The sequence below is a fragment of the Amycolatopsis dongchuanensis genome (assembly GCF_039542405.1).
GTDB classification, from domain to species: Bacteria; Actinomycetota; Actinomycetes; order Mycobacteriales; family Pseudonocardiaceae; genus Amycolatopsis_E; species Amycolatopsis_E sacchari.
This window is the reverse complement of the sequence record NZ_BAABIB010000002.1, coordinates 1-11,736: the sequence shown is the minus strand read 5'-3', so window position 1 is coordinate 11,736 and position 11,736 is coordinate 1. Positions and strand designations below refer to the sequence as shown.

At 70.9% G+C, this 11,736-nt stretch carries 7 protein-coding genes and 1 pseudogene; 7 read left to right on the top strand and 1 reads right to left on the bottom strand.

Annotated features, from left to right (window positions below; genetic code table 11):
• Positions 1–14: 14 nt before the first annotated feature.
• The 5 genes and pseudogenes from ahcY (at position 15) to ABFX51_RS00035 (ending at position 6,363) form a co-directional block, all read left to right on the top strand.
• Complete coding sequence (gene ahcY / locus ABFX51_RS00055; protein WP_091513753.1) at positions 15–1,487, top strand: adenosylhomocysteinase; 1,473 nt, start codon at positions 15–17, stop codon at positions 1,485–1,487.
• Between the two features lie 34 nt (positions 1,488–1,521).
• Positions 1,522–2,169, top strand: coding sequence for a dTMP kinase (locus tag ABFX51_RS00050; RefSeq protein ID WP_346051253.1), 648 nt, complete (start codon positions 1,522–1,524; stop codon positions 2,167–2,169).
• Between the two features lie 72 nt (positions 2,170–2,241).
• Positions 2,242–2,919, top strand: coding sequence for an MtrAB system response regulator MtrA (gene mtrA, locus ABFX51_RS00045; protein ID WP_145935852.1), 678 nt, complete (start codon positions 2,242–2,244; stop codon positions 2,917–2,919).
• A gap of 7 nt (positions 2,920–2,926) precedes the next feature.
• A pseudogene (gene mtrB / locus ABFX51_RS00040) lies at positions 2,927–4,621 on the top strand (MtrAB system histidine kinase MtrB).
• Positions 4,618–6,363: an LpqB family beta-propeller domain-containing protein gene (locus ABFX51_RS00035; RefSeq protein ID WP_346051251.1), complete on the top strand. Its 1,746-nt coding sequence runs from the start codon at positions 4,618–4,620 to the stop codon at positions 6,361–6,363. Before mtrB ends, ABFX51_RS00035 begins: the two are co-directional and overlap by 4 nt.
• A gap of 688 nt (positions 6,364–7,051) precedes the next feature.
• Here the strand turns inward: ABFX51_RS00035 and ABFX51_RS00030 are convergent.
• Complete coding sequence (locus ABFX51_RS00030) at positions 7,052–7,741, bottom strand: ComF family protein (protein WP_346051249.1); 690 nt, start codon at positions 7,739–7,741, stop codon at positions 7,052–7,054.
• A gap of 489 nt (positions 7,742–8,230) precedes the next feature.
• Between ABFX51_RS00030 and hpf the strand changes: the two genes are divergently transcribed.
• Both hpf and secA read left to right on the top strand, forming a co-directional pair.
• Positions 8,231–8,908, top strand: a complete 678-nt coding sequence (hpf, locus tag ABFX51_RS00025; protein WP_091513764.1) for a ribosome hibernation-promoting factor, HPF/YfiA family — start codon at positions 8,231–8,233, stop codon at positions 8,906–8,908.
• 170 nt (positions 8,909–9,078) lie between these two features.
• Positions 9,079–11,736, top strand: a 2,658-nt coding sequence (secA, locus tag ABFX51_RS00020) for a preprotein translocase subunit SecA (RefSeq protein WP_346051247.1), incomplete at its 3' end; no start/stop codon positions are given.

The following is an 11,736-nucleotide window of genomic DNA, read 5'->3' as shown; positions in this document are numbered from 1 at the left end:
GGAGGAAGTGCCTTATGACCCCCGAAAGCGTTGCCAAGCGGCACGACACCCGCAACGGGGTGGAGTTCGCGGTGGCGGATCTGGAGCTGGCCGAGTTCGGCCGGAAGGAGATCCGGCTGGCTGAGCACGAGATGCCGGGGTTGATGGCGTTGCGCCGCGAGTACGCGGAGGTCTTCCCGTTGCGGGGGGCGCGGGTGTCGGGGTCGCTGCACATGACGGTGCAGACGGCGGTGCTGATCGAGACGCTGGTGGCGCTGGGCGCGGAGGTGCGCTGGGCGTCGTGCAACATCTTCTCCACGCAGGACCACGCGGCGGCGGCGGTGGTGGTGGGCCCGCACGGCAGCGTCGAGGCGCCGCAGGGGGTGCCGGTGTTCGCCTGGAAGGGCGAGTCGCTGGAGGAGTACTGGTGGTGCACCGAGCGGATGCTCACCTGGGACGGTGAGGGTCCGAACATGATCCTCGACGACGGCGGGGACGCCACGATGCTGGTGCACCGGGGCACCGAGTACGAGGCCGCGGGCGTGGTGCCGCCGGCGGAGGAGGACGACCCCGAGGAGTGGCAGGTCTTCCTGAACCTGCTGCGGGAGTCGCTGGCCGCGGACGGGCAGAAGTGGACCCGGATCGGGCAGGGTGTCCGCGGGGTGACGGAGGAGACCACGACGGGTGTGCTGCGGCTGTACCAGCTGGCGGCGCAGGGCAAGTTGTTGTTCCCGGCGATCAACGTCAACGACTCGGTGACGAAGTCGAAGTTCGACAACCGCTACGGGATCCGGCACTCGCTGATCGACGGCATCAACCGGGGCACGGACGTGCTGATCGGCGGCAAGGTCGCGGTGGTGTGCGGCTACGGCGATGTGGGCAAGGGCGCGGCGGAGTCGTTGTCCGGGCAGGGCGCGCGGGTGATCGTGACCGAGATCGACCCGATCTGCGCGTTGCAGGCGGCGATGGACGGCTACCAGGTCACCACGCTGGAGAAGGCGCTGCCGGTGGCCGACATCGTGATCACCACGACCGGGAACAAGGACGTGGTGATGGCCGAGCACATGGCCAAGATGAAGCACCAGACCATCGTGGGCAACATCGGTCACTTCGACAACGAGATCGACATGGCCGGCCTCGCCCGCTACCCCGGCATCCGGCGGATCAACATCAAGCCGCAGGTCGACGAGTGGGTCTTCCCCGACGGTCACAGCATTCTCGTGCTGTCGGAAGGCCGCCTGCTGAACCTGGGCAACGCCACCGGGCACCCGAGCTTCGTGATGTCCAATTCCTTCTCCAACCAGGTGATCGCGCAGATCGAGCTGTTCACCAAACACGAGGAGTACGACAACGAGGTTTACCGGCTGCCCAAGAAACTCGACGAAAAGGTCGCCCGCATCCACCTGCAGGCACTCGGCGGCGAGCTGACCAAGCTCACCAAGGAGCAGGCCGAGTACATCGACGTGGACGTCGAAGGCCCCTACAAGTCCGAGCACTACCGCTACTGAGGTCCCCCGGCCCACGCCCCGTACCCTGCGGGGCGTGGGCCGACTGGTAGTCATCGAAGGGCTGGACGGGGCGGGCAAGCGCACCCTGACCGAGGGGCTGACGAAGGCGCTGCACGACCTCGGCAAGACCGTCTCGACGCTCGCTTTCCCGCGCTACGGCGAAAGCGTGCACGCCGACCTCGTCCGCGAGGGACTGCACCGCGAGCACGGCGACCTCGGCGACTCCGTCTACGGCATGGCCCTGCTCTACGCGCTCGACCGGCGCGGCGCCGCCGCCGACATCCAGCGCGGCCTGGCCACCTCCGACGTCGTCCTGCTCGACCGGTACGTCGCCTCCAACGCCGCCTACGGTGCCGCCCGGCTGCACCAGGACGCGGACGGCGAGTTCGTGCGCTGGGTGCGTGAGATCGAGATCGGCCGCTTCGGCCTGCCCTCGCCCGACACCCAGCTCCTGCTGCGCGTCAGCCCCGAGGTCGCGGCGGAACGCGCGGAACGCCGCGCTCGCACCGAAGCGGACCGCCCGAAGGACTCCTTCGAAGCCGACGACGACCTCCAGGTCCGCTGCGCCCGTGTCTACGACCAGCTCGCCGAGCGGTCGTGGCTCTCGCCGTGGCACGTCGTCGACGGAACGACCGGCACCGATACGGCCGCTCTCGCCCTGTCACTCGTCCATCCGGAGTAAGCTGCCGCGATCTTGGCAGCCAGATGCCGGGTCGGACGTTCCATCCGGTGTCCGTAGTGCGAACATGTGCACATGAAGGCACGTGTCCTGGTGGTCGACGACGACCCTGCGCTCGCAGAGATGCTCACCATCGTGCTCCGTGGCGAGGGATTCGACACCGCCGTCGTCGCCGACGGTTCCCGAGCGCTGCCCGCGCTCAGAGAGCTCAAACCGGATCTGGTCCTGCTCGACCTGATGCTGCCCGGGATGAACGGCATCGACGTCTGCAAGGCGATCCGCGCCGAGTCGGGCGTGCCGATCGTCATGCTCACCGCCAAGAGCGACACCGTCGACATCGTGCTGGGGCTCGAGTCCGGTGCCGACGACTACGTGGTCAAGCCGTTCAAGCCGAAGGAGCTGGTCGCCCGCGTCCGCGCGCGGCTGCGCCGCACCGAGGCCGAGCCCGCCGAGTCGCTGTCCATCGGCGACCTGACCATCGACGTGCCGGGGCACGAGGTCACCCGCGAGGGCAAGGCCATCCCGCTCACCCCGCTCGAGTTCGACCTGCTGGTCGCGCTGGCCCGCAAGCCGCGCCAGGTGTTCACGCGCGAGGTCCTGCTCGAACAGGTCTGGGGTTACCGGCACGCCGCCGACACCCGCCTGGTCAACGTGCACGTCCAGCGCCTGCGGTCGAAGGTCGAGAAGGACCCCGAGCACCCCGAGGTCGTGCTGACGGTCCGCGGTGTCGGCTACAAGGCCGGCCCGCCGTAAAACCCCGATGAAGCAACAGATCCTCGCCTTCGCGTTGCGGGTGCTGCGGCTCGCCCGCCGCGCCGGGGCTTACGGCAGGAGCCGGGTCGTGGCGTTCGGCACGCTGTGGCGGCGGTCCCTGCAGTTCCGGGTCACGGCGTCCACGCTCGCGCTGTCGTCCGCGGTGGTCTTCGTGCTGGGCATGGTGCTGCAGAACCAGATCATCACGCGCCTCACGGAGACCAAGCGGCAGGCGGCGATCGCGCAGACGCTCCAGGTGGTCTCGACCGCGGAGAGCGAGCTGGTCGGCATCAGCGACCAGGACGCGCTGCCCGACCGGCTGCAGAACGTGCTGAAGAAGATCACCAGCACGTCCTCGGACGACCAGGGCTCCGGCGCGTCCGCCGCGGGTGCCTTCGAACCCGTGCTCACCGCCGGCGGCACCAGCTCGACGGACTCCGCGGGCCCGATCTGGAAGGTGCCCGATGGCCTGCAGCGGTTCGCCGAGGCCAACCAGGTGGCGTACCAGACGCACACGGTGGACGACGCCGGCACGCGCACGACCTACCTGATCGTGGGCGCGCCCGTCACGAGCACCGGCAGGCCCATCCAGCTGTACCTGCTGTTCCCGATGACCGCGGAGCAGAACACGGTGCAGACGGTGCAGAACACGCTGCTCGTCGGCGGGCTCGTGCTGCTCGTCCTGCTCACGGGGATCAGCAACATCGTGACGCGGCAGGTCGTGCGGCCCGTGCGCTCGGCCGCGGCCGCCGCCGCCCGGTTCGCCGGCGGGGAGCTGGACGAGCGCCTGCCCGTCACGGGCGAGGACGACCTGTCCCGGCTCGCCGTGTCCTACAACGAAATGGCGGCCAGCATCCAGCACCAGATCCGCCAGCTCGAGGAGTTCGGCACGCTGTAGCGCCGGTTCACCTCCGACGTGTCGCACGAGCTGCGCACCCCGCTGACCACGGTCCGCATGGCGGCCGACGTCCTGCACGCCTCCCGCGAACAGTTCCCGGCCGGGCTGGCCCGTTCCACCGAGCTGCTCGTCGACGAGCTGGACCGGTTCGAGGCGCTGCTGGGCGACCTGCTGGAGATCAGCCGCCTCGACGCGGGTGTGGAGGAACTGGCGGCCGAGCTGATCGACGTGGCCCCGATCGCGCGGCGCGCGGTCGAGCAGGTGCGGGCGATCGCGCGCAACGCCGGTACCGACGTCGAGCTGGAGCTGCCGGAGGGCGAGACGGCCGCCGAGATCGACGCGCGGCGCGTCGAACGGATCCTGCGCAACCTGCTGGCGAACGCCGTCGACCACAGCGAAGGCCGCCCGGTGCGGCTCACGCTCGGCGCGAACGACACCGCCGTCGCGATCACGGTCCGCGACTACGGCGTGGGGCTGCGGCCCGGCGAGGCGGACCTGGTGTTCAACCGGTTCTGGCGCGCGGACCCGTCGCGCAACCGGCGCACCGGCGGCACGGGGCTGGGGCTCGCGATCAGCCACGAGGACGCCCGGTTGCACGGCGGCCTGCTGGAGGCGTGGGGCGCGCCGGGGCACGGCGCGTGCTTCCGGCTGACGCTGCCGCGGCGGCAGGACCAGCCGGTGGCGGAGTCGCCGCTGCCGCTGGTGCCCCCCGACGGCGAGGCCGTCAACGGGCAGGCCAGCATCGGTTCCGGCGCCGACTACAGCGTCGTCGTGCCGGAGCTGCGCAAGGAGGACGTCGGATGAGGACCTTCCGCCGCCTGCTCGCCGCGCTCGCCGGGGTGGTGCTCGTCGCGGGCTGCGCGACCGTGCCGGAGGAATCGCAGCCGGTCGCGGTGCAGCAGCAGGAACTCGGCGAGATCGCCAACCCGGACGTGCAGCAGCCCGCCCGCGACCTCGACCCGCTGACCGTGGCCCGCGACTTCGTGCGGGCCAGTGCCCAGCCCGTCAGCAACAACGCCGCCGCGCGGATGTACCTCGACGACGGGGCGGCGAAGGCGTGGCAGCCGGGCAAGGTCATGAACGTCATCGACGACCAGTTCAACACCGTGTACGCCACGGGCGTCGACCTGCCCGCCAACCCGAACGAGCGCGTCGTCGTGGTGCGGGGCACGAACCTCGGGATGCTCGGCGGGGACAGTTCGTTCATCCCGTCGAAGAGCCCGTACGAGCTGCGGTTGCTGGTGCGCAAGCAGTCCGACGGGCAGTGGCGGGTGACGAACCCGCCCGCGAACATCGTGGTGCCGTACAGCGATTTCACGGCGAACTACGTGCGCGTGCCGGTGTACTTCTTCGCGCAGGACTCGAACACGATCGTCCCGGACCTGCGGTACGTGGCGGGGAAGCCGCAGCTGGGCTTGCCGGCGCGGGTGGTTTCGCTGCTGCTGTCGGGGCCGTCGGACCAGCTGGTGGGCGCGGTGCGCACCCCGCTGCCGGAGGACGCGAACATCGAGGGCAACGTGACGGTGACGCCGGACGGGGCGCTGATGGTGCCGCTGACCGGGGTCGCCGACCAGACGCCCGAGGTCAAGAAGCTGATCGCGGCGCAGATCGTGTTGTCGTTGCAGGCGGTGACGACGAACCGGGTGCGGTTGCTGTCCGACGGGAACGCGCTGGTGGACGGCCACGAGGACTGGCTGCCGAGCGACGTGCCGTCGTACACGTCGATGGCGTCGCCGGGGGCGGACCTGCCGGGGTTGATGACGGTCAACGGGCGGATCCGGTCGCTCGCGGACGGTGGGCTGATCCAGGGGCCGGCGGGGCAGGGCGCGTACCAGGTGGTGAGCGCGGCGCAGTCGATCGACGGCAGGCAGCTGGCGATCGTCGACAACGCCGACGGGCGGCAGCAGCTGCGGATCGGCTCGTTCGGGTCGTCGGCGCAGCTGGTGAACCTGTTCGGCGGCACGCTGACCCGCCCGACGTGGCGCCCGACGGCGACGGCGGACGGGACCGCGGGCGAGGTCTGGACGGTGGTCGACGGTTCGGCGGTCGTGCGGGTGCTGCGCACGTCGGACGGCGGGTGGACCGGGCAGGCCGTGAACGCCGAGGAGGTGCTCGGCGTCGGGCCGATCAGCGTGCTGCGGCTGTCCAGGGACGGTGCGCGCGCGGCGATCGTGGTGAACGGGCAGCTGCTGGTGGCGTCGGTGGTGCGGACGCAGGATTCGGTGACGCTGCGCAGTCCGCGGATCCTGCAGACGGGCACGCTGACGGGCGTCGTGGACGTCGACTGGCTGAGCCAGGACAGCCTCGTCGCCGCGACGACGATGCCGTCCCAGCCGGTGGTCAAGGTGCCGATCGACGGGCTGCGGCTGGACACGTTCAACAGCTCCAACCTGACCCCGCCGGTGTACGCCATCACGGCGGCGCCGGGCAGGCCCATCGTGGTCGCCGACGCGGGCGGCCTGTGGACGGCCTCGGATGTCGGCGAGGTCTGGCGCCCGCACCAGAGCTCCCTCGGCGCCCGCGCAGCGCCCTTCTACCCAGGCTGACCTGCGGCGCTGGGCGGGGCTCGGCCCGGTGGCGGCTGGGACCGGCCGCGGTGGCGGCGCGAGGTCGCGCGGGGCGGTGGCGGCGATCGGCTGGGGTGGCGACGCGGGGTCGCAGTGGCGCCGCAGGCTGGTGCGGCGTGGGGCGGCGACGGCGACAGGCTTGCGGTGGCGACGCGGGGTGGCGTTTCGCGCGGGTGGCGCAGGATGGCTTTCGGGCGCCGCAAGGTGGCGCGACGTAGCAGGGCGCGCGAGTGGCTTAGGGCGCCGCGATGCAGTGCGATGTCGGCGCGGCGCGCGGGTGGCCCGAGGCAGCCCCTCTTGCCGGAGGCAGCCAGGGGCTGCCCGAGGTGAGGGTAGGCGCTGGATGGCCGGTCGGTGGGTGTGGCGGGGCTGGCCTGGGGCTCTGCGCCCTGCACGCCTCACCAGCCGCGCCATTCCCGCCGCCTCGGCGAGTATTTCTGCCCCAGTCCGGTCGGCGCCCGCCACCAGGATTCCGCCTGCGGGCGGCTCGGCCCCCGGGACCGGCGCCCGCAACCGCCACCTGCCCCCCGGCCTTCACCACCTGCTACCGGCCCCGGTTACCCCCGTCACCGGCCCGCCACCTACGCACCGCAACGCAACGCCCCCCAGCAGCCCCACCCTGCACCCGAGGCCAACACCCCACCCCGCCCCCACTCCGGCACCACCCTCACCCCGTCGCCGTCAGGGTGAGGATCGCCGTGACCTTGTGGCCTCCTTCCGTCAACATCCGGGCACAGGCGGCGGCCGTCGCGCCCGTGGTCAGGACGTCGTCGAGCAGCACCACCCTCGTGTGCGGCGGCGGCAGGCCGCGCGGATCCAGCCGTAGGCGGCCCGCCAGGTTCGCCGCGCGCTGGGCGTGCGCCAGGCCCACCGCGTCCCGCGCTCCGGCCGCCAGCCGGAGTGCTGGGGCCACCGCGGCGGATGACCCCGCCTCCGCGAGCGCCGCCGCGCACGCTCTCGCCAGGCGCAGTATGTGCGGCCCGCCCCGGACGCGGGACGCGGTGCGGCGCGAGGGCGCCGGCACGAGCCACCACACGCCTTCGTCGTCCGGGCTCGCCTCCGGCAGGTGCGGCAACGCCGCGGCGAGCACCCGGCCCAGCGGCGCCGCCAGATCACGCCGCCCCCGCTCCTTGTACGACAGCACGAGCCGCCGCGGGATGTCCTCGTACCGGGCCAGCGCGTAGCAGCCCACCCCACCCGTCGGCCCGCGCGCCACCCGCTCCGGCCTGCCGAAACCGGCCTGGCAGCGCGCGCAGCACGCGGCTCCCGGCGCACCGCAGCCCGCGCACGTCGCGGGCAGCACCAGCTCGAGTACTCGTTCCCCCAGTCCCACGTCCAGCAGCCTGCCCGTGCCCACCGACAGTTTCCGGTCCTCCGCCGATCACTCACAAAGGTGCATCTCCGGGAACGGTCCGGGCCCGTGGGCCGTTGTCCGGGTATGAGGCAGCTCGGCGAAGACCCGCCTCCGGCGCAAGCGACCACCCGGGTGGCGTGCGGCGCCCCCGGTGCGGTCACGCTCGGCCCTCGACGTGCGGAAACCCTTGTCCGTCAAGGTGAAACGCGCATCCCCGCACTGCTCCGTCCGAGCTGCGCGATGCCCAGCCCCGCCGGGCCGCGGCCGCGCAGCGTGACGGTTTCCCATCCACCGGCATCCCCCGGCCCGGGGGGTTTTGTGATGCGCGTTACCGGGCTAACGTGCACCGCTATAGCCATTCGGCGGCAGGGAGGTGAACAACCGATGACCCTGGTGCCGACGAAGACCTAAATCCCCGTGCAGGGCAAGGCGTCGGCGCCCTCGTCAATTCCGAAAGAGCAGCGGACTCAGCAGGAGTTAGGGAGGTCGTGTATGGACATCGTCGTTAAAGGTCGCAACGTGGAGGTGCCGGACCACTACCGGGAGCACGTGAGCGCCAAGCTCGCGCGACTGGAGCGGTACGACAAGAAGGTCTTCCGTTACGACGTGGAGCTCTTCCACGAGCCCAACCGCAGGCAGGCGAAGAACTGCCAGCGGGTGGAGATCACCGGCAAGGGCAAGGGCCCCGTCGTCCGCGCCGAGGCGTGCGCCGGCGACTTCTACGCCGCGCTCGACGCCGCCGTGAACAAGCTCGAGAACCGGCTGCGCCGCATGGCCGACCGCCGCCGGGTGCACTACGGGCGCCGCTGCCCGGAGTCCGTCGCCGAGGCGACCGCCCCCATCTCCGCCGGCCCCGCCGACGTGCGCCGGCCCGCTTCGGGCACCGCCGTGCTCGAGGCCCCCGCCCCCGTCGAGACCGTCGAGCTCGACGCCGAGGCGCTCGAACTGCCCCTGCAGCGCTGGGAAGCCGACGCGGTCGACGACCACCAGCCCGGCCGGATCGTGCGCGAAAAGCAGCACTCCGCCGAACCGATGACCCTGGACCAGGCCCTCTACCAGATGGAGCTGGTCGGGCACGACTTCTACCTCTTCAACGACGCCGACGCCGGCACCCCGAGCGTCGTGTACCGCAGGAAGGGCTTCGACTACGGCGTGATCAGACTCCGCTGAGAAACCTGCCCCGGAAGGGCCCGCGCACACCCGTGCGTGGGCCCTTCCGCTACTTAGGTCGCGGCGTGCGTGCACGTCGGGGCCCACCTTCCCTACGATGGAGGAGGCGCACACCTCCGCCCGGGAACAGGCCTGGGCGCATTTCCACAACAGCTAGTGAGGTCGACCGGATGGTTCTCAACCGCCTGCTGCGCGCGGGCGAGGGCAAGATGCTCAAGCGGCTGCGCAACATCGCCGACCACATCAACTCCCTCGAAGACGAGGTTAAGGACCTCACCGACGCCGAGCTGCGGGCGAAGACCGACGAGTTCCGCAAACGGAACGAGGACGGCGAGTCGCTCGACGAGCTGCTCCCGGAGGCGTTCGCGGTCGCCCGCGAGGCGGCGTGGCGGGTGCTCGGCCAGCGGCACTTCGACGTCCAGCTCATGGGTGGTGCCGCGCTGCACCTCGGGCAGGTCGCCGAGATGCGCACCGGTGAGGGCAAGACGCTGACGTCGGTGCTGCCCGCGTACCTCAACGCGATCTCGGGCAAGGGCGTCCACCTGGTCACCACCAACGACTACCTGGCGAAACGCGACGCCGAGTGGATGGGCCGCGTGCACCGCTTCCTCGGCCTGACCGTGGGCGCGATCCTCGCCGAGCTGCCGCCGGACCAGCGCCGCGAGGCGTACAACGCCGACATCACGTACGGCACGAACAACGAGTTCGGCTTCGACTACCTGCGCGACAACATGGCGTGGACGCTCGACGACTGCGTCCAGCGCGGGCACAACTTCGCCATCGTCGACGAGGTGGACTCGATCCTCATCGACGAGGCCCGCACCCCGCTGATCATCTCCGGCCCCGCGGAGCAGTCGGCGCGCTGGTACGTCGAGTTCGCGCGCATGGCGCCGCTGATGAAGAAGGACGTGCACTACGAGGTCGACGAGCGCAAGCGCACCGTCGGCGTCACCGAGAAGGGTGTCGCGTTCGTCGAGGACCAGCTGGGCATCGACAACCTGTACGAGGCCGCGAACACGCCGCTGGTCGGCTACCTGAACAACGCGCTGAAGGCCAAGGAGCTGTACAAGCGCGACAAGGACTACATCGTCCGCAACGGCGAAGTGATCATCGTCGACGAGTTCACCGGCCGCATCCTGGCGGGCCGCCGCTACAACGAGGGCATGCACCAGGCGATCGAGGCCAAGGAAGGCGTCGAGATCAAGGCCGAGAACCAGACGCTGGCCACGATCACGCTGCAGAACTACTTCCGGCTCTACGACAAGCTGTCGGGCATGACCGGTACCGCCGAGACCGAGGCGGCCGAGTTCCACCAGACCTACAAGCTCGGTGTGGTGCCGATCCCGACGAACCGGCCGATGATCCGCAAGGACCAGACGGACCTGATCTACAAGAGCGAGCCCGCGAAGTTCGAGGCGGTCGCGGACGACATCGCCGAGCGGCACGAGAAGGGCCAGCCGGTACTGGTCGGCACGACGAGCGTCGAGAAGTCCGAGTACCTGTCGAAGCTGCTGGTCAAGCGCGGGGTGCCGCACGAGGTGCTGAACGCGAAGTACCACGAGCGCGAGGCGCTGATCGTGGCGCGCGCCGGGCGCAAGGGCGCGGTCACGGTCGCCACCAACATGGCAGGCCGTGGTACCGACATCGTGCTGGGCGGCAACCCGGACATCATCGCCGACGAGCGGCTGCGTGAGCGCGGTCTGGACCCGGTCGAGCACTCCGAGGCCTACGAGACCGCGTGGCCGAAGGTCCTCGAAGAGGTCAAGGCCGAGGTGAAGGCGGAGGCCGAGGAGGTCCGCGAGGCCGGCGGCCTGTACGTGCTGGGCACCGAGCGGCACGAGTCCCGCCGCATCGACAACCAGCTGCGCGGTCGTGCCGGCCGCCAGGGTGACCCGGGCGAGTCGCGGTTCTACCTGTCGCTGGGCGACGACCTGATGCGGCGGTTCAACGCGGTCATGGTCGAGCGCGTCATGACCACCATGCGGCTGCCGGACGACCAGCCGATCGACCACAAGATGGTGTCGCGGGCGATCAAGAGCGCGCAGACGCAGGTCGAGCAGCAGAACATGGAGATCCGCAAGAACGTCCTCAAGTACGACGAGGTCATGAACGAGCAGCGCAAGGTGATCTACGCCGAGCGCCGCCGCGTGCTGGAGGGCGAGGACCTCTCCGAGCAGATGCACCACATGCTCAACGACGTCGTGACCGCGTACGTGCAGGGCGCCACCGCCGACGGCTACGCCGAGGACTGGGACCACGAGCAGCTGTGGACGGCGCTGCGCCAGCTGTACCCGGTGTCGGTGACCTGGGAGGAGCTGACCGAGGAGGACGAGGACCTCACCTCGGAGTACCTGCTCGAGCGGCTGTTGGAGGACGCGCAGGAGGCGTACGCGCGGCGCGAGGCCGAGATCGACGCGAAGGTCGGCGAGGGCGCGATGCGGCAGCTGGAGCGGCAGGTGCTGCTGTCGGTGCTGGACCGCAAGTGGCGTGAGCACCTCTATGAGATGGACTACCTCAAGGAGGGCATCGGCATGCGGGCGCTCGCGCAGCGGGACCCGCTGATCGAGTACCAGCGCGAGGGCTACGACATGTTCAACGCCATGCTGGACTCGCTGAAGGAGGAGGCGGTCGGCTTCCTGTTCAACCTGCAGGTCGAGCAGGCCGAGCCGCCGCAGCCGGCGGCCCAGCCCGCCGCGGCGGCCGTGCCGGCGTCCGGTGCGGGGCGCCACGCGCAGCCGACGCCGCCGCAGCCCCCGGTGGAGCCGCAGCCCGAGCCGGTGCCGACGGCGCTGCGGGGCAAGGGCCTCGGCAGCGACGGCAGCCAGCAG

Bases quoted from the DNA above. Each gene is read 5' to 3' on its own strand.
- ahcY (WP_091513753.1), top strand. From the start codon at position 15: ATGACCCCCGAAAGCGTTGCCAAGCGGCACGACACCCGCAACGGGGTG.
- mtrA (WP_145935852.1), top strand. From the start codon at position 2,242: ATGAAGGCACGTGTCCTGGTGGTCGACGACGACCCTGCGCTCGCAGAG.
- ABFX51_RS00035 (WP_346051251.1), top strand. From the start codon at position 4,618: ATGAGGACCTTCCGCCGCCTGCTCGCCGCGCTCGCCGGGGTGGTGCTC.
- hpf (WP_091513764.1), top strand. From the start codon at position 8,231: ATGGACATCGTCGTTAAAGGTCGCAACGTGGAGGTGCCGGACCACTAC.